This is a genomic window from Peribacillus sp. V2I11, assembly GCF_030817135.1.
Taxonomy (GTDB): domain Bacteria; phylum Bacillota; class Bacilli; order Bacillales; family DSM-1321; genus Peribacillus; species Peribacillus simplex.
The window spans coordinates 4,550,002-4,576,055 of sequence record NZ_JAUSYW010000001.1 but is presented as its reverse complement, the minus strand read 5'-3'; the positions used below and the strand labels follow the sequence as shown (position 1 = coordinate 4,576,055).

Sequence of the window (26,054 nt, the reverse complement as noted above, 5' to 3'; positions counted from 1 at the left end):
TCACGCTTTTACTTCATAAACTATTTACTTAATGCACCCTTTAGTTTATCTAAATTATCTTGCATTACTTGGATATAATCAGCGCCTTTTTTCTGATTTTCTTCACTTAATCCTTCCAAGGTATTAAGTACTTGAGTTTCAGCCCCTATTTCATCTGCTAGAGTTTTTGCTACTTTAGGGGATGCTACTTCTTCAAAGAAAATAGTTTTTATATTATGGTTTACTGCAAATTTCTTCAATTCTGCAAGCTTAGCAGGGCTTGGTTCGTTTTCAGTAGACAAGCCGGCAATTGCTACTTGTTTAAGACCATATTCATTCGCTAGGTATCCAAAAGCTGCATGTTGAGTAATAATTTCTTTACTTGGAACATCTGCAAGTGTAGATCTAAATTCTTTATCTAGGCCCTTTAGTTCTTCTATATAAGCCACACTATTTTTTTCATACTCTTCCTTATGATTTGGATCAACCTTTATTAATGCATCCTTAATATTCTCAACTTCTTTTTGTGCAAGTGCAGGGCTTAACCAAACGTGTGGATCCTTTTCATGACTATGTGCTTGCTCTTCTTCCTCTGCATGTTCATGCTCATCACCTTCCATTAATGTGATTCCTTCGCTCGCTTTAACAAACGTAGACTTTTTAGAATCTAAACTCTCTTCGATATCAGGTACCCATGTCTCCATATACTCACTGTCATATACGAATAAGTCTGCATTTTGTATATTACCTACATCCTTTGGTGAAGGTTCCCAATCATGAGGCTCTATGGATGAAGGAATTAATAATTCTACCTCAGCAAGATCGCCAACAATATTTTTTGTAAACTCATACATTGGATAAAAAGTAGTGACTATTTGAATCTTATCAGTATCCTTCTTTATTTGATTTTCAGACCCCTCATTACCATCCCCTTGTTGACATCCAACAAGCATAAGTGGGATTGCAAATACAGGAGCTACCATTCTGTTAAACTTTTTCATGAAATTACCCTCCGATATATATTCACTCTTTTTTAGCATTTGTAGTATATCGTAATTATTACGATTTGTAAATTGGAATGATTACGATTTGAATACACATTCCCCCAGTACTGGTAATTGTTCCTTTTCTATCTTTAATTCAGATACATGCTACTAACCTTAACAAAATTGTAGCTAAAAACACAAATACATCCTTTGATAGCCAATACTAAGAATCATAATCGCAAAAGGATAACCAATGCCCAGGTTTCAAGGTTTAATAATGACTGGCTGTCTAAGGAATCCTTTCATGCCTTTTACAGACAAGTTCATTCCTTTTGAAGTATAAGACATTCAAAAGCATTCCTTTAGAAAATTTCTCACGAAGCTTATCAGGAAATTGATTGGTTATAGTATGGGTGTTGGTTTGGAATAAAGTTTGTTTAAAAAATTCCGTAAACGCTGATTTAGCTGCAAACAAAAATACTCGTTTTGATTAGAGTTTTATCAAAACGAGCTTTTTCTATAATGAGTTATTTTTTATAAAAAAGATTGATCATTTTGATTTTAATTCACAACAATATGCCAACTTACATTCTTTCTTAATTTAGGCTTATCTCATACATAATTAATTAGCCATTAAAAAGAAAAAGAATCCTATAAAAAGATTATCCTCTATAAGAGTAATATTAAATTCAACAAACCCTTCCAAAAGTCATATATGAAAATTTTGAAAGACTCCTTTATATTTACCCAACAAATATTTTTCGTCGATCATATGCAAAAATGGTCATCGTCACACCTAAGATAGCACAAATCATATACATAAATGAGTATGAGGAAAAATCAGCTATCGGCCCCATAATGACACCACCTAGCGAAACACCTAAATCAGCCATAGCAATAAATAAACCAATTAACACATTTCGATTTACCTTAGGCAATACAAAGGTTAAATACGTTGTTAACGTTGGATAGATAATTGCCTGAGCTATCCCCATTAAAATCGCACCTGCATAGAAAAAGAAAGCCCCACCCCTTATAGAAACGCTTACACATTGCGCAGCTATTGCTAAAAAAAGCATTGCCCCCATGATAAAAGATGAATGCCACTTACCGTCTGAAGGAATCCTTTTCCTTAAAGCAAAACGAGCAAAGACAACGGTACCAGCCTGAAGCATGAGATAAATTCCAGCATTGCCGTTTTTTAATTGCATAGCATACAGTGGTATGAAAGTTGTAATCGCTCCAAATACAATGGAGGTAACTAACATCAATACGCTGCATTTAAACAGAAACGGATTTTGTACCAACTGACTAAATGCCTTAATCATACTTACTCCCTGCTCATTATTAACTGAAACAGGTTGATCCTTTCCTTTTTCCATTTTGGCACTATAGCCAAACACCCCTGTAGTGATGGCAATTGCTATCATCACTGCTGTAAAATAATCCATACCTCCTTGCCAAATTCCTAATGCCAGTATGGGTCCAATAATACCTGGTATATAAGAGAATAAAGAATAAAGTGAGATGCCCTGAGAGCGATCCTTCTCTGGTAGTGCATCAATAATGCCTATCTGCAATGCCATGGAAAAAAAAGCTGTCGACACCCCTTGTAACATACGGGCAACTAAATAGCCGCCTAACCCAGTAATCGTATATAATATTAAAGCAAAACCATTGACTATAAGAATAATGCGCAACACTTTTATCGGTCCATGCTTTTGAATGATTTGACCTGCCCACGGACGAAAGAACATGGTCGTAAACAAATACGCCCCTATAATCAAGCCGATAGTTGTATTGCTGGCTCCTAATGATTCCCCTTGTAAGGGGATAATAACATTTAGAATGGCATTGGCACTAAAATAAAGAAGAACCAACAGATATAAACGCAGAAACGGCCAAGACATAGCTCCACTCACAATTTTTTCTCCTCCTAGTTCGAAAATAATCTAAAAAGTTATTAATTTGTCCAATAATTTCCTAGCATATTCTGACTGAACGTTTTTTAATTGTTCGATTTTAATTACTTCTTCAATTTGACCATTTCTAAAAATAATGACCCTGTCGCAAATATAGGCGGCGGCCTGAATATCATGAGTAATAAATACATAGCTCATATTGTAGAGGTTTTTTAATTCCTTAAGTAATTCAAGCACTTGTATTTGAACTGATACATCTAAAGAACTGATTGCTTCATCTAATAAAATACATTTTGGTTCTGTGGAAATGGCTCTTGCAATACATACCCTTTGAACCTCTCCCCCTGATAATTCATGAGGATATCTTTTTCTATAGGACGGATTTAACCCAACTTGATTTAATAGATTATCAATCCTGTTTTGAATTTCATTTTTGACCTTGCTCTTAATTTTTAATGGCTCCATAATGGCTTCCTCAACTGTAAAAAAGGGGTTTATGGAAGATTTATAGTCTTGAAAAACAGCGCTAATGTTACCCGATCTCACTTTTCTATCCCCTACATTTTCCCCCTGAAATAAAACTGTTCCACGATCAGGTTTTTCAATTCCTATTAGTAAACGACCTAATGTGGATTTTCCGCTTCCACTTTCTCCGATAATACCGAGACATTCGCCACTCCCACATTCAAAACTAATATTGTTCAAAATCTTTTGTCTTTTGTTTGAAAAGAGTCCACCACTTTTATAAGACTTCTCCACACTATCAACTTTCAGCAATTTTAAGCTCTCCCCATAATTTTCTTAAAATGATTACTCAATGCTAGTCTAGTAGATACTAAATGTTTGGTATATTCATGTTCCGGTTCTGAAAATATAGTTTTTGATTTTTCTCTTTCAATAATTTCTCCATCCTTCATGACCAGAACTTCATCAGCAATTGCCCTTACAACTCCCAAGTCATGAGAAACAAAGATCATCGAGCAGCCCATTCTTTCCCGTAGTTTTATAAATTGTTCAACGACTTCAAATTGTGAAATAGTATCTAAAGCTGTTGTTGGTTCATCAGCAATAATAATGTCAGGTTCTAATACTAATGCTAACGCAATCATTATTCGCTGCAACATTCCACCCGATAGCTGGTGTGGATACTTATTCATAATCTCTATCGGATTTTTCAGCATGACACTTTCCATAGCATTTTTCATTTTTTCTTCCATTTCTTTATTACTCCAACCGAAATGTTCAACAAGCGTTTCCTTTAAATGAACACCAATTACACAGGAAGGATCAAATGCACTCATCCCATTTTGCAGAATCATGCAAAGGTTTCTTCCCCTTTTCTTTCTCATCTCTTTTTCGGAAAGATCGTTTAAGTTTTCGCCTTTAAATAAAATGTCTCCTGATTGGTGAAGCCAGGATTTATTTAATCGCATTATTGACCTACAAGTCATAGACTTACCGCTTCCGCTTTCTCCTACAATTGCCAGACAGCTTCCTTGCTTTAAATGGAATGAACTATTATAGATAATCACTTTACCGGTGTTACTATCCCATATTCTCAGATTTTTAACTTCTAATATATTCATAGATTATTTTGCCACCTCTTTTGAAGCTTAATTTTAGTGATTGTTAAATCTTCTTGAAGCTTATTTTTAGAGGTAATTAATTTAGGGTCTAAGGCAACTTGAAGTGCATCAGAGAAAAAATTACATGCCGATACTACCATAATAATGGCTAGACCAGGCGCTAACATTAATTCTGGTCTTGTAAACATTACTTCCCTTGCCTCATTTAACATCATTCCCCATTCAGCATTTGGGGCTTGAATTCCTAACCCTAGGAATGAAAACCCAGATATTTGCAAAATCATCGAACCAATTGAGCTACTCGAAATAACTGCGATATCAGAAAATGTAACAGGAACAATGTGCATATAAATAATTTTTATGTCACTAATACCAGATGCTTTGGCAAATTTCACATATTCTAGTTCAGCATACTGCATAACAGACGTTCTGATTATCCGAGCAAACCATGCCCATTTAATCAAGATAAACGCAATCAATATATTTTCAAGACCCACACCTAAAATTCCAACAACAGCTAATGCCATAACGTATCCTGGAAAAGATAGCATCGTGTCACAAATTCTCATAACAGTGGCATCTACTTTTCCTCTAAAGTAGCCTGCTAGAAATCCTAAAACAGACCCAATCAAAACAGATATGAATAATGCAACTAAAACCCATAAAAAACTCGGACGAATGCCATAAATGATTCTGGATAAAATACATCGTCCTAAGTGATCATTACCTAATAGGTAATCCCACGATGAAGAGGCATACCGAAGGCTCATATTTACTTCTTCAGGGTCATGTGGAGCAAATATAGGGGCAAATATACCAACAACCATTGTTACAATAATAACTAAGAGAGAAATTGTACCTAACTTATCTTTAGTTAAATTTTTAAATATTCCCATTTAGAGATCATTCCTTAATTTAGGATTCATCACAGCGTTTATAATGTCGGAAATCGTATTAAACAAGACAAAGGCCACTGCTAGTATAAGAACATACGCTTGGATAATCGGGAAATCCCTGCCTAGAATAGCCCGAACACTTAAACTTCCTAATCCTGGCCAAGCAAATACATTTTCTATAACGACTGTACTTCCCAATATAATAGGTATAGCCATACAAAATATCGAAATGGCCACTTGCAATGAATTTCTTAATATATGCATGGTGACTTTCCTCTCTGTTAATCCACATGCCCTTCCATACAGTACGTAGTCTTCATTTAAATTACTTAACATCGAACTTCTAACGACTCTAAAATAAATGCCTGCATAACTTATCGCAACGACAACAACTGGTAGAATATAACTTTTATACGACTCCATTCCGCTTGTTGGTAATAAATCCAATTTAACGGAAAAATACCAAATCATAAGAATTGCCAGCCAGTATGACGGCATTGCCGTTAGGAAAAATGAAAACCCTCTAACTGACTTATCCATTATTTTTCCTTCTTTCATCGCACAGATCACACCTAAAAGTATCGATAGAACAATAATGACAACAGATGAAACCAACGTTAGCTTGAACGTATTTAGAAAAGCTGGACCAATTAACGACCAAACCGGCTTTCCTGTCACGTAGGAAATCCCAAAGTCCAACTGTAAGCAAGCAATAACCCAATCGAAGTATCGTATAATAAATGGTTTATCCATCCCCAACTCTTCTTTCGTTTGAGCAATTAATTTATCTGTTATTGTTGGAACACCTTGCACTTGCAATACCACTTCAGCAGGATCTAAGGGAGAAAGATTAATTAAAATAAACGTTAAAAATGAAATGACCAAAAGTAAAGGGATTGATATGAATAGTCTCTTAATGATGTAACTTCCCATAGAAAATCTCCTTTTAATAGAAATTTAAAAAACACACTTACTTCTGCAATATAATACTTAAAAGGTTACTCTTCACATAAATAAAAAGGGGAATCTTCCCCTTTTTATTTATTTTTCTATTCAAAGTTCATCAGTTCAAATGGTAACTCAAATTGCGTTTGCTTAAATGATATGCCTTTTAAATTTTTGGGGGCAACTACAGTGACACTGCCATTTGAAATGGGAATAAAGACTGCTTCATCATGTACAATCGTCAAAATATCAGCATATAACGATTTTCGTGTTTCCTCATCAGGTGACACCATTACTTCATCAATCTTCTTGTAAAGTTCATCTGCTTTTGCAATGCCACTTGTAGTATGGAAATAAGAAGCCTCAGAAGTAAAAGCAGAGATTGTACTTTGTGGATCATACGCTAGTCCCCATGTTTGATTGAATAATAGATCATAGTCACCAGTAGTCCTTCTATTAGCAATTGAAGTCGACTCTTCACCGATAATCTCTAGCTGAATACCAATCTCTTTTAATGAACTTTGAATAAACTCAACCTGTGTTTTTTGGGAAGAAGAATTGCTGTCATAATAAAGTTGCAAGGCTAATTTGTTACCGTCTTTCGTTCTAACCGCAGCACCATCCTCTAATTTCCAGCCAGCTTCTTCTAAAAGTTCTTTCGCTCTCTCTAAATCATAGCCTCTTTTCTTCAACTCGACATCTGCATAATTGACGTTAGGTGAGAATAGTGTATTGGCCACTGTTTCCGTACCATTTAAAATATCCTTACTAATGGTTTCTCTATCAATCGAGTGCCAAATGGCTTCACGAATAGCTGTTTCACTTACTGGATTATCAGATTTACTACTATTAGCTACGATCATTTTCGTATTCATTGGTTCACTTCGGACAAGTTGATAATCCCCTGAATCCACCAATTGATTCATTGCTTCGACATCAAGACTGTCTGCACCTCGATCATCTGTAAATACAAAGTTAACTTCCCCTTTTTGTAATGCTAAGAATGTCGTCTCCCCTGCTGGAAGAACCTTAGAAGTAATTTTTTTAATTTTAGGTGAGCCACCCCAGTAGTCTTCATTCGCTTCAAACGTTGCATATTCATCCGTTTTATGTTTAGCGAGAATATATGGCCCTGTACCGTTGTAACCATTTACCCCATCTTTTGTCCCTCCATTAGTAAAGTTCTTAGGGGACAAGAATACATAAGGTCTAGTCATAGATAATTCAACCAAAGTTGGATAATAGGCTTCTGATAGCACCAATTCCACCGTATACTCATCTAATACATTACAACTTACTATTTTTGTTGATAGCTTAATCCAGGAATGCTTTTCTGCATTATTTTGTACTGCATCAATATTCTTCTTTACTGCTTCTGCGTTAAATGGTTCCCCATCATGGAATTTCACATCTTCTCTTAAATGAAACGTGTATACTTTTCCATCTTTAGAAATTTCCCATGATTCAGCAAGTAATGGCTTAATTCCATCTTCCGTATTCTCAACTAATGATTCATACACCATGCCTTGAGCTGGCATTGAACCTCCGTACAAATGAGGATTCATATCATTAATATCTTTGGCTGATGCATAAACTAATTCTGTTTTCTTTTCGTTATTCGATGAATCACTTTTAGTACCATTTTCATCACTGCACCCTACTAGTACAAATAAATACATAAGCATAGTTAAGAAAACAAACATATTTCTTTTTTTCACTTTATTTTCCTCCAAAAGTATATATAAGAAGCTACATAACTGAAAAAATTCCACTTGCCAAGTAAATATACAGATGGCAAGTTGCTCTTAGCCATTCCTGCAGATACAAACCTTAGTCTAAGGACTATTTCAACGTTTTTGTTTTTAAACTTTTTCCTATTTCATTGCATACCATATTCAAATCTTCATCAAAGCTTTGAACAACAAATGCATTAGATAGCAATTCACCTTCATTGGATTGAGCCACTTTTTCAATTTTATTCTCATATGTTTTAATGAATTTATCTATTGTTGGACAATTTACCTTTAAATATTTTGCAATTCCTTGAATTATTTTTATACGATAATAGTCTTCTTTAGGCATCCTAGGGATATCCAAATATCCTTCCCTATTGACGAACATTTTTCTAATAGGAACAGCAGAAAAATCAAAATATTTCCCATTCTTATCTGGTTCAGAAAAAGGATCGATCAACAGTGCGGTATAACGTATATATAATAAATATTCTTGATGGATAGCTTCTAAATGATTAAAATTCTCTATATCATGACGGGATAAACTTTCCAATCTCACGGGATAATTATCATCTGTCATAAATTTAAGTAGATTTAAATTTTTTATATTTAATTTCCCTAAGATATTCATGATTTCTTTCCATTGAGCCAGCATATCCCTAATTAAATATGGTGTAATGGGCCCCTCAGGATAAAGTTTATAAACATATTTCTTGCTTTCTAAGTCTCCAAATATTGCACGTAGTGTGAAATCATTCATAAACAACGGTGGGTGAACATATAAAGAAATATTTCTCGTTTCTGCTTCTATTGGAGATTCCATAGTTTCAAGAGTAATACCTAATTGTTCATATAACTTACATAGTCCCTCGACATTTTTAGATGGATAATGTGTAGAGCCTATATGAATTTTTTTCTTGACTGCCGTTGTTAAAACATTATTAGAAGGTTTATCGTGCATCCATCGTGTATCACCGTAATATGTAGAAAAACTGATAATTTCCGCATCTGAATTAAGCTGGTTCATATAATTATTTATTAAGCTATTGGAACCGAAAGTCGGAGAAATTAAAACAATACACCTTACTTGTTTTAATTTCTCATTATTAATTTGTTTTAATACTTCTATATAAGCATCCGTTGTTACAGCAAGAATAATAGTATCCCATTCACCCTTAATTGTTCCATAACCCCTAAAAACTTGATCAATGAAGCATTCACCTTGCATAGTTCGATGCTTTTCATTTTGAACGCTTACACGAACTAAATGATTACTTTCCTTAAGTGCCTCAAAAAAATTTTCTGAACGAACAGATTCTCTCCCAACAATTCCTACGTAGCAATTCAATTGGTTTTTTAGATTCATAGCTAGTTGGATAGATGTAGGGCCAGTACCTAATAGTAGGACTCGCTTAAAATCATTCATAAAGACCTCCTTTTCTTACAAATTAGTACGCTATGCTTTTTTATACAATGCGATATCAAACACATGATCTGGACGCAATATTTCTTCAACCATCTTCCACTTCTGCCCATCAACCTCTCTTGATGGAAAATTAAATAAGGACTTCAACTGATTACCATATCTCATAGCAACAACTACATTTTCATTCGTTAATGTATGTAATTGATCCAATATGTCATATTTATTTTCAACAGTTGAACTAAAAATGATATGAGTCACGTTTTTTGTAAAATCAAGATTTTCCACTAAAATTTTTTCTAATCTAATATTTAATCCATTTCCTAATTTCTCTACTACGTTCCGTCCAAGTTGAATAGCCTCATCATCAATATCTATGCCAACAATCTCTGCTCCTGTTCGCTTAGCGATTAATAATGGCGTCATTGGAAATGAACCTGACCCTACTAACAATACTTTTGACTCCGAAGTAATTTGAAAACTGCCAAATTCTTTTTCAATACATGATTCTATATTTTTAAAATAGTCTGCCTTTTCACTATTTCCATCCAGTAGCTTGATTGCACGAAATTTCTCCAAAATAGCTACACAAAGTGCCGATTTTCTTCTTAGGTTCATCACAAGTTGATTCAAATCACTAGATTCTTGTAGTTCTAGTTGTTTCCAAGCTTCTTTATTCCTCTCGTTTGTTATGAATTTTGAATAGTCATTTATTAAACTCTCTAACTCTGAACAATTATTGATTGTATGATCATAACTTCCTGCTAAACCATCAAATTTTTCTGAAAACTCACTTAAATTATTCTTGAAAAGTTATTAATGCATTCATTAATTTTCCCCCAGTACAATGTTATAACTAACCATCTATAAAAGCTTTGCCTTGTGCTACTATTTGGACCGACCCTTCAATCATAAGGCTTGTTAATTCTTCTCCATGACAAGTAGCAAATACTTTAATATCGCCACCGGGTTGCCTTATATTTGTAACAATTTCCCCTTTATTCTTCCAGGCTAGATAGGCTCCTAAGGAGGCTGTACCGGAACCACACCCCCTTTCCCATATCATACTATCTAAATGTGGGACATAAATGAGTGGAGCCATTTCCTCAGATTTCGATTTATACAATAAAACGCCGATCAAGTTAGCACCTAAAGTTACTCCAAGCAACTTTGCTAAAGATTGCGCTTTTTCCCTTACTGTTTTACTAAATTCCTCAACTTCTATCACAATGTGTATAAATTCATGGTATCTCACTATAATCATATTCAAATCGTTGCCATCATACTTATTGTTCTCTGTTCTATCTTTTTAGGAATAGGCATAGTAACCAGACAGTGATATTCATCTAAATTTCTTTTCATTTGACATGTTATTAATTTATCTGTGCCTGAAGCTTCTAATATTATCTCCGCCAAATCATTATGCTTTAGTCCTTTTTCAGATGCTATAAAAGCTGCCAGTGCCATACAAGCATTACCACAAAACTCACCTCCAGCCATTTGTAACTTAGCAGCAGCTTTATTATTTATCGGCTTTTCTATAAATCCAACTTGTTCTGCATGCACGCTGTCGTATGACATGATTTTCGAAGCAATGTGCTTATACTCTTCAACTAGATAATTAGTTTTAACAAGAATTGTCATATTTTGTGTTGGATTAAATTTTATAAAATCTATTTCCTGGATCATCTCAACTACCCTCTACACTTATATTTTTTGGTTTTCCTTTCTTCATAAAGTATTATTCACCACAAATAGGAATGATTACGATTATCAATTACAAAATGAATTATAGCATAATGTTGGAAAGTGTCAATATTTGGTTTTCATTTTTTTCTCTTTCCATGTTTATCCCTTTGGATTTTATTCACCATTACATATCGGTGCAGCACGACGATTTAAAAGAAATAGGAAACCAGGTCGCAGATAAGGAGTTAGTCGGGGTATTCTTAGATACTGTTGGTATTATAAAATCCTATTTGCAAATCTGAACAAAAGTAACAAAATGAGCCAATCCAGGAGTTTATCATAAGGGTTGAACAGCAAAATGATGGCCTTTCCGCTGCGCAAAACTGGGATTTCATTACACAGCACCTTATGGTCGTCAATATATGGGGGATTTCTATAAAGTGCAGAAGGAAAAGATGAATGGGCATTACAGAAATTAGTAGGAATATACTTTAAAGATATTGATTTTTATCTTCTTATTTGATATTGTGAGTTTTATCAAATTATAAATAGTAATAATTACGATTTACAAAGACAAATACATGATATACGATTTCATGTTTAAATTATGGGAATCTATCGACTATTTTCTTTTTTAAAAAGATCTATTATCATATTGAATGATTAATCGAAATGTGTTGGATATAAGAGACTAAATGATAGGACACTTCATTATTGTTTTTCTTCCTCCCTAACATATCGATTGTTTAATTTTTATATAAAATATTAAGCAGGATTAGTAACAAATTGAACCTGGGGGCCGCACTATGTTAAGATCCATTTACACCATAGCTTTACTAACATTTATTTTATTATGTACTTTAGGCTGTACAGTTAAGGATAACCCTAAAAAAGAAGATAATATACACGATCAAAGTGTAGGTACGAAAAATTCAGCTTCTAACTCAAAGGAAAACGAACCTAATATTAACACGGTTCAACAAGAGGCTATTAAAGTCTCTGCAAACCCTGAAAGCATTCCCGTATTAGTAAATAAGTTAAATCCACTTCCAGATAAATACAGACCTGATGACCTTTTTTATCCAAATGTACCGTTTATTTTCAAGGAAAAAATCGAAAAACGAATGATGCGCAAAGAGGCCGGGCAAGCCTTGGAAAAATTATTTCTTAAGGCTGAAGAAGACGATATTAAATTAGCAGGCGTATCGGCATTTCGTTCACAGGAAACGCAAGAAGCTATTTTTAATAATTATGTAGAAAGGGATGGACTTGAAAAGGCTAAAACTTATAGTGCATATCCAGGAACCAGTGAACACCAAACAGGCTTGGCTATTGATGTAAGTGGCATTAATGGCACTTGTGCTGCTGAGGAATGTTTTGGTCAAACTAAAGAGGCTGATTGGTTAGCTAAACATGCAAGTGAGTTTGGATTTATCATTCGTTACCCAGAAGGTAAGCAAGAAATTACAGGCTATAAATATGAGGCTTGGCATATTCGCTATGTAGGGATAGAGATAGCAAAAGACATTCAAGCTCAAGGGGTGACACTCGAAGAATACTTTAATGTTCAGCCCGTGTTCAAATGATATTAATCCAACGACATCTAAAATGTGACGTATCTTATTTTAGATGTCGTTGGATTAACTTTATATACTGATTACCAAGGTTAATCCCCCTTCTGCTATGCCTTCGAGCAAACTGTTATTATGAGATACTTAAAGGCATCACAGAAGCCAATAGTTTTTTTGCATAAGGATGTTTAGCATAATTTTCAATTAAATCTTGATTTGTTTTTTTAGTTTCTATTTCATTCATTTCATCTTCACTTTTATAAATACTTTGGAAATACTCATCTACAATTTCATCCATTACTGATTAAAAAATGTACATAACTCCTTTATTAATTGTATTTTTATCCTCCATTACTCTTTTTCGAACCATTCCTATTTCACTTGAAGGTCATTCATGGAAAGTAACAATAAAATTGCGTCTGACAAATATATCCAATCTTCAGGTGCAAGGGAGTATTGGTTAAAAGTGTGCAGAACAAAAAAATTATAACCACCATAATAATCAAGTTTTGGACGCTGTAGAAAATGTAAGCAGTCTTCAATTGCAAGTGGATGGAAATCAAAATGATTCTTTAAAAGCAGTGCTACCTCATCATTAGATGTATCGAAATCTACCCAAAACCATTTAATATCTGAATCATCTAATCGTATTATTGCTATATCAGTTATTAGTTTTAATCGATTGTTACCGCAAAAGTACTTATCATATGTATCGCTTCCGCATTTATTAGTAAATTAAACACTAGCTCTTTTGTGTCAGATACATATTTATGTTAATAACATAAAGAATAGGTCTAATATATTATAACTCCTTGTTAAACTATTCCGCCCCTTTAGTTCATAAAACAAAAAGGCCACCAACTGGCAGCCCCGCATCTCAACTAGCACCTATTTGAACAAAAATACCTCAATGAATATAGTCCTTCAATTTATTAATACTTTTTTTGCATCGAGTCCAACTTTTCTTCAATACGGTTTAATTGTTCTTTTTTCTTTTTTGAAGAACGCCAATATAATAATGGGATTACAATGGAAATCAAGGACAAGCAGTTAATGACTTACAAGAAAATTTAAAGACAATGTTCTAAGGAAAAGAAAATTTTTGTCCTAGATTATCAAGACCTAAATCATAAAAAGCCTTAATAAATAAAGGAGTACACATATTAGTCATGTATAATATGTGTCTCCTTTGTTCTTCTACTAAAGAAATTCACCCAATAAAACACGGGTGAAATTTGTACAAGCTATATATATCAGTGTAATTTCCAGTGTTGAAAATGATATTAAAGATTTAAAGGATCGGTTAGATCGTATTGAAAAAGTGAACGAATAAATTTAAAGATTACGGACCTCTATATTTTCATTTCCTTGAATACTTAATTGATGGAAGATCTTTGGATATCTGGATTTCATATAACCAACAAGTGAAAAAAAAGGACGAGAGTCAAGGTGATGAAGTGTTGGGAGCCTTGAACGTTTCGCCCATCAAAGTTAATTTGCCCTATTCCTAAAAAGATATATAAAGATGGTTAAAATGAACGAATTGCAGGAGCCGGCCTCCTTGTGTAATAGAACTTTACAGGATCAATCCACACCGGTCCATCATTTAAGAGCAAGTAAAACAGGCTCTATATAAATGGAGAAAAAATCGGTAATGCGCTCGCCAGTTGAGTATGATAAGGTGCTCTACCTATTTCAATTGGTGGCACCACTTTTGGCATAGAAAGTGTGAATCACTGGTATAAACGAAACACACCAGAATGCTTCCTCGTTTTTTCAATTTGTATCGATATCTTGATCTGATAGTGAACCCTATGCTGTATGATTGCAAGCCGCTATCTCTATATACAGAGATTTTAACTTCTTCTATTTGGCATCCGGGAACATTCTTTGTGCCATATCACCAAACTCATCAAATATTCCGCTAATCGGCTTTCCATTTTGAATATCGTTGACATATCCTTTCATACTTTTAACAAAGTCTGGATTTGCAGAGACATAAACATTGTCTGTACCTTCATCCTGTTTTTTTACTTGATCAACAATTTTCTTTTCTAAGTCATTTGTCAGGTTCTTGTCATTTGTCAGATTCACGGCAACATATGCGTTATTATCTGTAATTATGACAGAGGCGCCCTCTACATCCTTCAAATCCTCTAGCTGATCTGCTACTTCATCAGCCACGCGCATTTTATTATCATTGTCATCATTGCTTAATTGCCTTGCATTGTAATCGTTGTCGCCGTTTCTGTCATTTACATTCAAGGTATTGGCATTATTTTTATCGCTTCGAGTATTCATTCCTACATTTTTTCCATTATCATTATTATCACTTGTCCCACAGCCGGTAAGGAATAGAGCAATCAAGGCGCTTATTAATAATGTGTATTTCATGTTAGTCACTCCTTTAAAAGTATTTTCCCTATTACTATCTGCTGTTTTTCCGGGAATATACAAAAAAAAGCACTTAATTAAAAGTGATGACTATTGGATACTGCCTAGTTTTCACTGAGAATAATTTACATTAATTTTATAATTCAATAATTGATGTTTCTGATTTTATATTATCTGTTCTTAACTGTTCATAGAGTTGTTGAACCCGATAGATTAATTATTTGATGGCATTTTTAAGTCCCAGCGCCCAGAAAATAAACTTTTCCGAACTTTTTTTTGATTGTTATTTCTTTAAAATAGATTTTGTTAAACAATTGATTTTCCTTCTTCAACTTAAAGGTGCAGGTTGGCCAAGAAGCGTAGTTGTTCCGAATGTCTTCAACAAACTCAACGTATTTAATTTATCCTTTTTATTAAAATATAAACCAATTTCATATGTCTAAAATAGTCTTATCTAACAGAGATACACATTAAATATTATTACTTATAAATTTTATTTTCTAAGGCTTCCTGGACAACTCCGTTAAATCGTCAATTCATTGATCGCCATCTGGAAAAGGATACTTCTAAGAGAATGTATAAATGCTTGCTTCAAATTTCTTTTTCTGATCCGGATTCCCGTTTTTTACGAATTACAGCCACTCCTAACAATAACAGTGGAAAAAAAAGTCCATATGTCAGGGAATAGTAAATCAATATATCCTTATTGAACGTTTTAATATAGATTAAATTTGGGTTTAGCACAAGGGTAAAGACAACCAGAATCATACCTAAAGGCAATGTTAAAAAACGATAGGCTTTTAGTTTCAGCGTTTGTGCAAGACTTAATGCTGTTGCATATAAAAAAACGGTTAATTTAAAAAAGATGGTCAAAAACCAAATGATAGCCATCATCACTTCAATCCGAGTTAAAAAGTTACCCACGTTGATTTTTTTTGCTAATACATAGCTAGGATAAACCTGACTTTCCGTCAAATCAGCACCGATGACTAGAATCGTTAAAAGCGAAATGATGGTTAACATAATCCCCCCCATAAGAGTTCCTATCCAAAGGGCTTTTCCTATATTTTGTATCCGATTATTATATGGAACAAACATTAAAAAAACAACAAGTTCTAAAAACGTAGAACCAATATATGGAATAACAGCCCGAAAAAGAGGTTTTATCCCTTCTTCCAACATAGGCTGAATGTTCTCTATTTTGATTTGCGGTAAAAGGGATAAGGCCAAAAGGAGAAAAAGAAAGATAACACAAGGAAAGAAAATTTCCGCTGCACGGGACAAAGGTTCTAGTCCGATTCTGGTTCCCATGATGACAATGCCTAAATAAATGATAAAGATAGCTTGGATCGGGGTTTCCGGCATAATTTGTGTGGTCATAAACTCCCCTATACTTCGGAGAGTGAGTGCAGCATTAACAAAGAAATAGGAACAAAATAGAAGAGAAATCGTTTTCCCCAGCCATTTACCTAAAATTCCCTCACTGTACTCGACTAAGGACTTATCAGGAAATCGGCTTCCTAGAGCCCTGTACAAAGGTATGACCAACACCCCTATTCCCAGCGCCAGTATAGCCGAAATCCAAGCATCCTGTTTGGCCTCGGAAGCAAGCATAGATGGAATGATTAAAATGATACCACCAATGGTAAATAGAAATACTAATATCGTAAATTGCCGCACTCCAATTTTACCGTTCTCAAGCATCTTTTTTTACCTTCCCTTATTGAAAAAAATGGTTTCCTTCACACCCGAACACCAGAATTTCCATTTATTTTTCACCCAAAGCAGCATTAACCGCTCCCTTAACTCCATAAGTCATTTTTCAGTTAGCCTCCATTACTGATGGCCCTTTCACTGATAGATGATTACAGGTGAACTTGTACCTCCACTGCCTTTTCCTGTAGCTACTTCTATTGGATTTGCCACTTGGGCTGTTACAAGATATTGGCCATCCATTGTCCTATCTAACCCTAGGCCTACGTATTGGCCAGTTCAATTAATTCAATTCACGACGGTTCCAGCAACCTATAGTCAATAATAGCAATACAATGATCAGCATGATAAGTATTTTAAAACTCCGTTTTATAGACTAAACCCCTTTTGATCTATTTATACATGGGGTGTACGTATCAGGTAGAGGGAGCTAGTGCTACGATTTAACGCAAAGCAGATTACAGAAATTTTTTTGAAAAATTTGTAAACAACTTCTACATGCTGTCTAATTTTCAAGGTAAACATAACTTTAACAAACTCAGACGAATACAAACGAGTTTTGGTTTTTTATTTAGACTATGGACAATTGTACTTATCTCCTTTGCAAACGCTATTCATTTACAATTTAATGGGAACAAGTTTATTACTTGATTAAATAATTCAACAAATTATTAGCAGTATCCTAAAGCCATTGAATACAGGGAATCAGTGCTCACTTGGGAACGGGAAAAAATAAAAAACCTTTACCGTATTTTATTTGCTAATTTTTTTTATTTTTTTCCGGAATGCGTTGACTACTATTAAGAGTAATGGAAGAGCAAGTCCGTACGTTGAGACGTATAGCGGCCAAACCTCTTTGTCAAATGTGGCTGAATGGGCGACATTGGGATGTATAATCAAGGAAAGCGAAACCACAATCATCCCTAAAGGTAGCGTGAGTGTGCGATAATTGTTCATTTTCAACGTTAGTGCAAGACCGATAACGGAAGCGTAAAAATAAAGCACCATTTTAAAATAAATAGTGATAAGCCATATGATGGCCATTATGGCTTCTACCCGTTGCAAAAAATCCCCTACGTTTATCTTCCTAGCTAAAGCATAACTTGGATACATCTGTCTGGCACTATTATCAGCACCTAAAACTAAAATAGTTAAAGCGATAATGATGATTAAACAGATTCCGCCGATTAGAATTCCGATAAAAAAGTTTTTTTCAGCCGCTTTTGGTTGATTCACTGATACAGGAAAAATCATTAATAAAACAATCAAAGGCAAAGAAAAAACACTTGTAAAAAGAAAAACAGCCCGTATCATCGGTTTTAATCCTGTTTCAAATACGGGTTGTATGTTTTCAAACTTAAATTGAACTGGAGGTAAAAATACTGATACCACTAGAATTACGAATAAAAAAACAATGAAAGGAAATAAAATTTCTCCAGTACGAGCCAACGTTTCAAGGCCAAGGCGAATTCCCATAATTAAGATGCATGCGAAAAGAATATGGATCGCTTCAATAGGGGTGTCAGGCATGATCTGTGTCGTCAAGAAATTACCCACATATAACAATAGTTCTGTAGCGGAGTAAAGGGTAAAGAAAACAAACGTAAGAGAAACTGCCTTACCTAACCATTTGCCAAAAAGTGTTTCATTGATTTCAACCAGTGTCATAGTGGGGAACATCCTGCCTATAGCGATATATAAAGCCACCACCAATAAACCTATGCCTGTACCGATTACAGATGCAATCCAAGCATCTTGTTTTACCTCTTGAGCCAGACTTCCAGGAATCACCAAGATGGTCGTACCTATAGAAAATAAAATAACTAATATTGCAAATTGCCGAGCACTAATTTTACTTTCTTTTACCATAATTCAACATCCTATCAATGGTTATTATCCCTATTGTTGACCTTGTTTTTTTAGAATAAACTCTAGCCTTAGGAGTGCTGCTACATTTGGCGTCGGTCAATGGTAAGCGTACCGAACGGAGCATTAAGGAATTGAAGGACTCATCTAACCAATACACTCTTGGTATGGAACAAACCAGCCTTTGTTCCTGCCTACCGGCGAGGGAGCCTTCCAAGGTTGGTAGATTGATTATTTTAGTGCAATCCAACGTGCTACGTTGGCTGGGTGGTGGGCGAGTAACCCACGGTCTTAAAGGGGGAGCGAAGCGTATTTGGGTACCAAATACACAAGGATTTTAGATTGGCTGCTCCCAAGATTGATTGGGAGGGGGCATTCTAAATTGTCCAAATGTAACCTCATTCCTTGTATAAAACCAACCAGTTATTTTATTTTTTCCAGGAATGAATTACCAACCGTACCGACGCGTCGGATTTCTCCTTGTACCTTTATATTTACAGGCAAGTTCTCAAAATTTTTATCCCAATCTTTTTTGAGTTTTTTCCAGGCTTTAGGATCAGCTCGATGAATCGCCTCACCAAATCCAAAAACGTCTACTTTATAATTTTCCTGTACCTGTTCTATTGCCTTTTTGAACATTTCCTTCGTTTCTTTTTCATAAATTTCCTCTAATTTTTCAATCGTTTCTGGTTTTGTCAAATCGATATGGCATTCTACTTCACCTACATTGCCTTCCACACGAACATTTAGATCTATCTCAGGTTTTCCATTCTTTATCTTACCCTTCATTTCCGTGTTTGACTTTTTCACTTCATACACAGCTTTTCCGCCTTTAGGACACGGTATATTCACAACTGTACTTTTCTCCTTGTTTGTAATAACGTTATACGTTTTGCTTTGTTTCTCATCTAACCAACCGACTAATTTATCCTTTTTGAATACAGCTAAGTTACTATACTTAACTCGAGCAGGGGGATCAATCATTTCTACATTCTGTTTACTCATAGAGGTTTCTTCATCACCTTTTATATCTGCTTGGATTCCTGTTAACACCGGTTTTTTTCCGTCACTTACCATACCCGCAATCAATTCATCTAATGTAACGGCACTTGTACCTGCCCATGCTTTTTCTGAGACTACAAGGGTACTAAACAATTCATTGGCAGGTATTTTTTCTATAGCTGTTGGTACCTTCAGGATATCTTCTGCGTTCATTCCCTTAGCTACGACGGTATAAAAATCTGATCGCACTTCCCAGTCTCTTGAGAGAAGATCTAACGGTTTTCCAATTCCTTCTCTTGCTAATGACTCACCAATCACGAGCATTCGGAGATGTGAAGGATAAATTTTCCTTGGGGATTCCTTTGTCATTTTTCGGAAAGCTTCAAATACGGTTTTCCCTGTGGCCTGATAGATGACGACCGGTGAATTGCCGGTACCTCCACTGTCCTTCCCAGCTACTTCTCCTGGATTTACTACTTGGGCGGTTACAAGATATTGACCATCCCTTGTACTATCCAACCCTATGGCCAGCGTAATAGCAAGTTCATTTAATTCACGACGATTCCAGCAACCCGTAGTGAATAATAGAAATACAATCAGCATGATAAGCATTGTAAAGCTCCGTTTCATAGGTTAAACTCCTTTCGCTCGATTTTTTTCTATTATTTGGTTTATTACGGATTATTTTAAAGTCACGATTACAATTATGATCCATCTTTGCTCTGGCCCAAACGTTGAAAAAATTAAGGAACTACTGCATGTTGGTTTTCCCCTAGGGATGATCATCATCAACTTATCTATTGTTAGTTTTGTCTATTCCAAGCATCTATTAAGACTATATTGTTTCCTTATTCTCTACCTTGTAATTTTATTTTCCTCTAATATATTAGGGCTAGCGACGTTCGGAAAAAACGTAAATCCTGATCGGAAAAAAATTTGCACATAAGAGATTAGAATACATATTGTGTTAATCTTCTTAAAAAATAATAACCTTCAAGGTTTTTAAAGTCGTTGATCCTACCGAGAACAGGAAAGGAACAGCCAACCTTTATATACGATGATTTATAACGTAAATGATTACATACCCATTTTGCCGTTCTAAGCTTCTTTTGCCTATTCCATTTTCACTTTAATAATGTCTCAATCATGTCGGAAAGCGGTTTATAAATAGCTGTAATCCAATCTAGTGGATTGGGAATCTTGATATTCAGCGCTTGGGCGATGCTTAACGCGGTTCCGAATAGTAGAAGAATGGAAAATATCCATAGTTCCTTTTTTAATTTTTTCCTCACCAAAGGAGGAACATCAATCACGATGATCACAGCGACGATGACAAGGATTCCTGCAACAGCCACCACTTTCGACTACTCCTTTCTCTATTTGCTTTATGAATGGGATACGGTACCGTCAAATCTTTGTATTTACCTATACATTCACAGACAAGTCAAAATTCCAATCATTCTTATACCCTTTTGGTAGCTTAAAATCGCCATGATAAATGATTTCATCCAATCTAAATAGAAGCATTTTGTGTATTTTGACGCCTTTTAGATAACTTTAGTTTCAATCTTACATTTTATTCCGTGGCGGTTTCGGTGCCGAATTTTGTTCACGTTTATTGTTTTTCTGGCTGATTAAACGGGGGCGAGAAAACATCCCCATTCTAGGTACCCGAATAAACGTATCCTTCATGTCTTCACGGATAAAAGGACCAAAAGGACTCATATAGGGAACCCCAAAGGAACGCAAGCTGCACAAGTGAAGAACAAGTGCAATGAAACCAACCATTAACCCGAATATGCCAAAAGAAGCGGCAAGCGCCATCATCGGGAAACGGAGCATTCGAATCGACATGGACATGGTAAACGCAGGAAGCACAAAGCTTGAAATAGCCGTGATTGCAACAACGATTACCATGGCAGCCGATACGATTCCAGCCTCTACTGCCGCTGTTCCAATCACCAGTGTTCCTACAATAGATATAGCTTGTCCTATAGCTTTTGGCATTCGTAAACCAGCTTCCCGCAAGATTTCAAACGCCCCTTCCATCATGAGAGCTTCAATGAATGCAGGAAAGGGAACCCCTTCTCGTTGAGCGGCTAGACCAATCAGCAGTGGAGTTGGTAACATTTCCTGATGGTACGTGGTGATAGCGATATATAAGGATGGTCCTAGTAGAGCAATAAAAATAGTAAAAAAACGAAGCAAACGAATAAGGGTGCTAATGTCTGCACGCTGATAATAATCTTCCGCAGCCTGAATAAAGGAGATGAACAGGGCAGGAACGACTAGAACAATCGGCGTTCCGTCCACTAGTATGGCAACTTTCCCTTCTAAAAGCTCCGCGGCAATCACATCAGGACGTTCCGAATAATATATAGTCGGAAAGGGACTGTACGTTTCATCTTGAATCAATTCCTCAATATAACCACTTTCTAGGATTCCATCGATATCGATTCGATCCAGGCGCTTGTGCACTTCTTCGACGACTTTGTCATTCACAATTCCATCAATATACATGATCGCTACATCGGTTTTGGTCAATTCTCCAATTTTTTTCGATTCCAACCAAAGTCGGGGGGTTTTTATTTTTCGGCGAATTAACGCCGTATTGGTACGCAAGTTCTCCGTAAAACTTTCCTTTGGCCCCCGAACGACGCTTTCCGTGGTGGATTCCATTACACCACGGTCTTTTCCTCCACGCATACCGATTGTAAAACCTTGTGCATATCCATCCAATAAGAGAATAACATCCCCTGATAACAGGGAAGTCAATAAAGAACTGAACCCCTTAACATCCTGTATATCTCCAACCGCAAGGATGCGATCTTTCAATACTTTTAAAACGTTCTGTTGAGACGATATCATAGGCATCTGATCGGGGTGGATATCTAACATGAGTGATTCCATGATAAAGTTCTGAATGGAATTAGTGTCCACCAAACCATCGGTATAAAAAATACATGCTTTAACGATTCCCTCTTTGCCAATTTGTATTTCTCTAATCACGATGTCGCCGCTATTTCCAAGCTTTTTCTTTACATGTTGAATGTTTCCTTGGAGGCTTGTTTTTAACAAGTCATTGTTCGTTTCCTTATTTTGATTGTCTTGTTCGAATGAGGAGAGATTAACTCTGTTTTTTCTTTGTTTCTTAAAAAAACTCATACATTTTATCCCCCACTCAGTCTTTTTTTTCTTCAGAAGGTGGACTTATTAATTTACTTTCAAAATTATTGAGAAAAGATTCGATAAGATAATTTGAAAAAAAGACATTTTTATTCATGAGTTTTACTTTAACACCCTTCCTTTTTTAAAAGCCCCATAATAGAGCATTGTAATCATTAACGATTATTCAACATTTCATTCCCTTTATTTGTAATGTGATAATATAATATTTTCTTTTTGGTCTATCTTGTGTTTCTTCCAATAAGAAATTGCACAGTTATTTTTAGTTATTCTATTTAATATTGGATCTATGGAACCGTTAGAATTTGAAATGTAGGTGTTTTTTTCAAAGCACTTGTTATTTCATATTTTATTCACTACTATGTATTTACTAAGGTCCATTTATATAAATAATCTTACCTTAAGCCATGAAGATTCACAGACGAGCAAGTCACTGGTGTTCTCTAAAGATTCTTTCTTATTTTTAAGTTTTTCATCTAAATGTTCACTAAGTTCCTGTTTGTTTGAAGTAAATTCTGTTTCTTCATAAAACAAGGTCTGCTCTCTTTTTTATTATCTGATTTCATGCATTGTTCATTTTCTTTTATCACTCCAAGTTTATAGTGTTACCGAATGAAGTGATCGATGTCCTCGCTATTATCATGCCTTTTTTTCCAATTTTTAATACATTAGGAAATAAATAGTTATACAAGAGTATTGCGGGATTTAGGATGCCTTTTAGTCATCTCTACATTGGGCCAAACACCTTTATGGGTGATTAATGGATTGGTGATTTTTATCCATCGTATATGCATATTATTTGGGGATAGAACCATAAGCGTGAGCAGGTGAAATCTTCTTTTTAGTATTTATTTTCTTTCTTCTTTCGAGTAACTTTTTTATTTTCGCATCAGGTTTAGTAAAAGTAGAAAATCTATTACCTGTATTGGAAGAAGGATGGAAACCTGTATTTACCAGGGCATTTCCGTTGACATTTACTTTCCCATTCGGAGAGATGATCGTGTTTACCGTTTTGATGCCTTATTTAAATCGGCCACATTTAAATTTAAAGACTGGCCTGTCTGCAATCTTAATAAGCGGAATGATATTATCCCCTCTGATTAGCTTTGCTCCTGTTGCTCAATGGATAATTTCGACACCTGCTTCTATGACGCTGCCGTTTTCGAATCCTGTCCCGTCCTTCTTCAGCCATCCAGGAAAGAATCTGCAAAACTAAATCCGTAATGAACGTCCCAAACTATCTTTAAATTGAGTAGTATCCAACAAAGGCATATCCATGACGATGATTTCTGCCTGAATGTTTTTTGTGATATCATTCCATTCCTGAAGGATTTCTTCCTTGTTCCGTCAACGTTCCAGTGAATGATTATATAGTACATCACTTTCCGGATCATACGTTTTAATAGTTGATATTGTTCTCGGTCAAAATTTTTCCCACTTTGTTTATCCATAAAGATATCACATACATCAAGACCCTTTTCTTTCAACGCTTGAAGTCCTTCATTTTAATCTTTGCTGCTGACTCTTATGTACACAAATTTACGAATATCCATTTTTTACACCTCATACTAATTTTCTATCTCTTATTCTGCCAAAAGTGTTCAAAGGTAAATGTAAAAAAAGAACGTTCGAAAAGTGGTTTTAATACTTTAACAAACGGTAAAATAAGGACATTTTATAAAAAAGATCCCTTTCGAGAAATTGTTTTTTTCGAAACTTCTTCTGTAAGGTGGCTTATGTAAACGTCTCTTATTTTAGGTAAAGCCCATGGAATTTGACTAATTGCCTGGGCTTTACCTGTTAGTGTTTTTCTTTAGAAAGAAGGGGTTTAATTAAACCAAGATATTAAGAACATCCTTTAGTCGGTAGCACCATGATTATGTGAGGAAAAGAATGGACAAAATAGTTAAAAAGTGGGGAAGTCTCATCCGGAGGTGAACGAATTATTGAAGACCAAAATATCATTACGACAATTTATGATAATAGTGATCTTATTTACAGTTGGAACTTCCATATTAGTTTACCCGGCAAGTGTAGTTGCTGAAGCAAAGCAAGATGCATGGATTACGGCAATACTCACAACGGCCATTGGTTTATTATTCATATGGTTATTTAGTGCATTAGGTAGTATTGTCCCTCATTTGACTTTAATCGAAATGTGCTTGAAACTACTTGGTAAATGGTTAGGTACCATAGCTGCTATCATTTTTATTTCCTTTTTCTATTATAGTACTGCTGCATTGCTATACTATGTAGGCAATTTCTTGACAACACAAATGATGCCTGATACCCCGATGGTAACCCCAATTATTCTTTATTTAGGCATTTTAGTTCTGGGAGTTTACCTTGGTATCGAAACCTTCGCTCGTTTTGCAGAAATAGTTTTCCCTATTGTAATATTACTTCTAATGATTTTATTCATCTCCATTAGCCCGCAGTTTAAATTTCAGAACATTCTGCCCGTATTTGAAGTAGGGATTAAGCCTATCATACGGGGTGGAATTCTTTTTTTTAGTAACTCTTTTCTGATGCCTATTACTTTATTAACGATTTTTCCCTCTCACCTAAATCAAACCAAACAAGGTAGAAAAGCGTTTATAATGGGGGTTTTTATCGGGGGGATTATACTTGACATCATAATTGTGATAAGTATTTTGGTTTTGGGGGATTACATCCCTTCGACTGAAATGTATCCAAGCTACGTTTTAGCACAAAAAATTAATATCGGAAATTTTTTTCAACGGATAGAAGCTATCATGGCCATAATATGGTTTATCACGATCTATATCAAGATGTCTATATATTTTTACGGAGCAGTCCTAGGCCTTGCACAGATGTTGAAGTTACATGATTACAAACCAATTGTCCTTCCATTAGGGTTAACTTTAGTACCTTTTTCCTTATTAATGTATCCAGATGTAACTTATATGCAAAAATGGGAATCGACAAGTTGGGTATCATATGCCTTTACGATTGGTATAGTTCTCCCATTATTATTACTAGGAGCAGCTGTATTTAGAAAATACATTCTTAAAGAAAACCTACAAAATCTAAATTAATTTAAAGATGTTTAAATATGTTCAATTTTTAGTTCTGGTGCAAATATGACCTGTTAGAAACATAGAATCGCAATACCCTTTTCATCTATGTATTGATGCTACTC

General features: G+C 35.1%; 18 protein-coding genes and 4 pseudogenes. 3 read left to right on the top strand and 19 right to left on the bottom strand.

What is annotated here, in order from left to right; all coding sequences use genetic code 11:
- Window positions 1-20: 20 nt before the first annotated feature.
- From QFZ73_RS22380 to QFZ73_RS22335, 10 genes and pseudogenes are all read right to left on the bottom strand, one after another.
- Window positions 21-980, bottom strand: coding sequence for a metal ABC transporter substrate-binding protein (locus QFZ73_RS22380; protein ID WP_251428302.1), 960 nt, complete (start codon window positions 978-980; stop codon window positions 21-23).
- Window positions 981-1,708: 728 nt separating this feature from the next.
- A complete protein-coding gene (gene cntE, locus QFZ73_RS22375) occupies window positions 1,709-2,887 on the bottom strand; it encodes a staphylopine family metallophore export MFS transporter CntE (protein ID WP_307270833.1) in 1,179 nt (392 codons plus the stop codon).
- Between the two features lie 30 nt (window positions 2,888-2,917).
- On the bottom strand, window positions 2,918-3,664 hold the full coding sequence (locus tag QFZ73_RS22370; protein ID WP_307270829.1) for an ABC transporter ATP-binding protein: 747 nt from the start codon (window positions 3,662-3,664) through the stop codon (window positions 2,918-2,920).
- A 2-nt stretch (window positions 3,665-3,666) separates the two neighbouring features.
- Window positions 3,667-4,473 carry a staphylopine uptake ABC transporter ATP-binding protein CntD gene (gene cntD / locus QFZ73_RS22365; protein ID WP_307270826.1) on the bottom strand — a complete coding sequence of 269 codons (807 nt, stop codon included), beginning with the start codon at window positions 4,471-4,473 and terminating at the stop codon, window positions 3,667-3,669.
- On the bottom strand, window positions 4,470-5,369 hold the full coding sequence (gene cntC, locus QFZ73_RS22360; RefSeq protein ID WP_307270822.1) for a staphylopine uptake ABC transporter permease subunit CntC: 900 nt from the start codon (window positions 5,367-5,369) through the stop codon (window positions 4,470-4,472). The genes cntD and cntC overlap by 4 nt, the downstream gene beginning before the upstream one ends.
- Window positions 5,370-6,302: a nickel/cobalt ABC transporter permease gene (opp1B, locus tag QFZ73_RS22355; RefSeq protein WP_307270819.1), complete on the bottom strand. Its 933-nt coding sequence runs from the start codon at window positions 6,300-6,302 to the stop codon at window positions 5,370-5,372.
- 116 nt (window positions 6,303-6,418) lie between these two features.
- A complete protein-coding gene (gene cntA / locus QFZ73_RS22350; protein ID WP_373459025.1) occupies window positions 6,419-8,017 on the bottom strand; it encodes a staphylopine-dependent metal ABC transporter substrate-binding lipoprotein in 1,599 nt (532 codons plus the stop codon).
- A gap of 139 nt (window positions 8,018-8,156) precedes the next feature.
- Window positions 8,157-9,473 carry an opine metallophore biosynthesis dehydrogenase gene (locus QFZ73_RS22345; RefSeq protein ID WP_307270816.1) on the bottom strand — a complete coding sequence of 439 codons (1,317 nt, stop codon included), beginning with the start codon at window positions 9,471-9,473 and terminating at the stop codon, window positions 8,157-8,159.
- A gap of 30 nt (window positions 9,474-9,503) precedes the next feature.
- Window positions 9,504-10,268 (bottom strand): annotated as a pseudogene (locus tag QFZ73_RS22340) (class I SAM-dependent methyltransferase); the annotation flags it as partial.
- A gap of 58 nt (window positions 10,269-10,326) precedes the next feature.
- A pseudogene (locus QFZ73_RS22335) lies at window positions 10,327-11,159 on the bottom strand (histidine racemase CntK family protein).
- Between the two features lie 806 nt (window positions 11,160-11,965).
- Here QFZ73_RS22335 and QFZ73_RS22330 point away from each other — a divergent pair.
- Window positions 11,966-12,745 (top strand): M15 family metallopeptidase, encoded by a 780-nt coding sequence (locus tag QFZ73_RS22330; protein WP_307270813.1) that lies wholly within the window; start codon window positions 11,966-11,968, stop codon window positions 12,743-12,745.
- Window positions 12,746-13,102: 357 nt separating this feature from the next.
- Here QFZ73_RS22330 and QFZ73_RS29000 read toward each other — a convergent pair whose 3' ends face one another.
- The 8 genes and pseudogenes from QFZ73_RS29000 to QFZ73_RS22295 form a co-directional block, all read right to left on the bottom strand.
- Window positions 13,103-13,360: a CorA family divalent cation transporter gene (locus tag QFZ73_RS29000; RefSeq protein ID WP_373459024.1), complete on the bottom strand. Its 258-nt coding sequence runs from the start codon at window positions 13,358-13,360 to the stop codon at window positions 13,103-13,105.
- Window positions 13,361-14,596: 1,236 nt separating this feature from the next.
- Window positions 14,597-15,124, bottom strand: coding sequence for a YhcN/YlaJ family sporulation lipoprotein (locus QFZ73_RS22325; protein WP_251436293.1), 528 nt, complete (start codon window positions 15,122-15,124; stop codon window positions 14,597-14,599).
- Window positions 15,125-15,715: 591 nt separating this feature from the next.
- Window positions 15,716-16,828: a GerAB/ArcD/ProY family transporter gene (locus QFZ73_RS22320; protein ID WP_307270809.1), complete on the bottom strand. Its 1,113-nt coding sequence runs from the start codon at window positions 16,826-16,828 to the stop codon at window positions 15,716-15,718.
- Window positions 16,829-17,590: 762 nt separating this feature from the next.
- Window positions 17,591-18,706 (bottom strand): GerAB/ArcD/ProY family transporter, encoded by a 1,116-nt coding sequence (locus tag QFZ73_RS22315; protein ID WP_307270806.1) that lies wholly within the window; start codon window positions 18,704-18,706, stop codon window positions 17,591-17,593.
- A gap of 420 nt (window positions 18,707-19,126) precedes the next feature.
- Complete coding sequence (locus tag QFZ73_RS22310; RefSeq protein WP_307270802.1) at window positions 19,127-20,335, bottom strand: Ger(x)C family spore germination protein; 1,209 nt, start codon at window positions 20,333-20,335, stop codon at window positions 19,127-19,129.
- A gap of 494 nt (window positions 20,336-20,829) precedes the next feature.
- Complete coding sequence (locus QFZ73_RS22305; RefSeq protein ID WP_307270799.1) at window positions 20,830-21,063, bottom strand: hypothetical protein; 234 nt, start codon at window positions 21,061-21,063, stop codon at window positions 20,830-20,832.
- A gap of 211 nt (window positions 21,064-21,274) precedes the next feature.
- Window positions 21,275-22,870, bottom strand: coding sequence for a spore germination protein (locus QFZ73_RS22300; RefSeq protein ID WP_307270796.1), 1,596 nt, complete (start codon window positions 22,868-22,870; stop codon window positions 21,275-21,277).
- A 214-nt stretch (window positions 22,871-23,084) separates the two neighbouring features.
- Window positions 23,085-23,244 (bottom strand): annotated as a pseudogene (locus QFZ73_RS22295) (PadR family transcriptional regulator); the annotation flags it as partial.
- Between the two features lie 479 nt (window positions 23,245-23,723).
- Between QFZ73_RS22295 and QFZ73_RS28995 the strand changes: the two are divergent.
- Window positions 23,724-24,107, top strand: coding sequence for a GerAB/ArcD/ProY family transporter (locus QFZ73_RS28995; RefSeq protein WP_373459023.1), 384 nt, complete (start codon window positions 23,724-23,726; stop codon window positions 24,105-24,107).
- Here QFZ73_RS28995 and QFZ73_RS22290 read toward each other — a convergent pair.
- A pseudogene (locus tag QFZ73_RS22290) lies at window positions 24,042-24,342 on the bottom strand (recombinase family protein); the annotation flags it as partial. The gene QFZ73_RS28995 and the pseudogene QFZ73_RS22290 overlap by 66 nt on opposite strands.
- Before the next feature lie 495 nt (window positions 24,343-24,837).
- Here QFZ73_RS22290 and QFZ73_RS22285 point away from each other — a divergent pair.
- The gene (locus tag QFZ73_RS22285) at window positions 24,838-25,950 is read left to right on the top strand and encodes a GerAB/ArcD/ProY family transporter (RefSeq protein WP_307270793.1); all 1,113 of its coding nucleotides are present in this window, start codon (window positions 24,838-24,840) and stop codon (window positions 25,948-25,950) included.
- Window positions 25,951-26,054: the final 104 nt, after the last annotated feature.

Coding starts and splice junctions, on each gene's coding strand:
- QFZ73_RS22380 (WP_251428302.1), bottom strand. CDS start 980: ATGAAAAAGTTTAACAGAATGGTAGCTCCTGTATTTGCAATCCCACTT.
- cntD (WP_307270826.1), bottom strand. CDS start 4,473: ATGAATATATTAGAAGTTAAAAATCTGAGAATATGGGATAGTAACACC.
- cntC (WP_307270822.1), bottom strand. CDS start 5,369: ATGGGAATATTTAAAAATTTAACTAAAGATAAGTTAGGTACAATTTCT.
- opp1B (WP_307270819.1), bottom strand. CDS start 6,302: ATGGGAAGTTACATCATTAAGAGACTATTCATATCAATCCCTTTACTT.
- cntA (WP_373459025.1), bottom strand. CDS start 8,017: ATGTTTGTTTTCTTAACTATGCTTATGTATTTATTTGTACTAGTAGGG.
- QFZ73_RS22345 (WP_307270816.1), bottom strand. CDS start 9,473: ATGAATGATTTTAAGCGAGTCCTACTATTAGGTACTGGCCCTACATCT.
- QFZ73_RS22330 (WP_307270813.1), top strand. CDS start 11,966: ATGTTAAGATCCATTTACACCATAGCTTTACTAACATTTATTTTATTA.
- QFZ73_RS22325 (WP_251436293.1), bottom strand. CDS start 15,124: ATGAAATACACATTATTAATAAGCGCCTTGATTGCTCTATTCCTTACC.
- QFZ73_RS22320 (WP_307270809.1), bottom strand. CDS start 16,828: ATGCTTGAGAACGGTAAAATTGGAGTGCGGCAATTTACGATATTAGTA.
- QFZ73_RS22315 (WP_307270806.1), bottom strand. CDS start 18,706: ATGGTAAAAGAAAGTAAAATTAGTGCTCGGCAATTTGCAATATTAGTT.
- QFZ73_RS22310 (WP_307270802.1), bottom strand. CDS start 20,335: ATGAAACGGAGCTTTACAATGCTTATCATGCTGATTGTATTTCTATTA.
- QFZ73_RS22300 (WP_307270796.1), bottom strand. CDS start 22,870: ATGAGTTTTTTTAAGAAACAAAGAAAAAACAGAGTTAATCTCTCCTCA.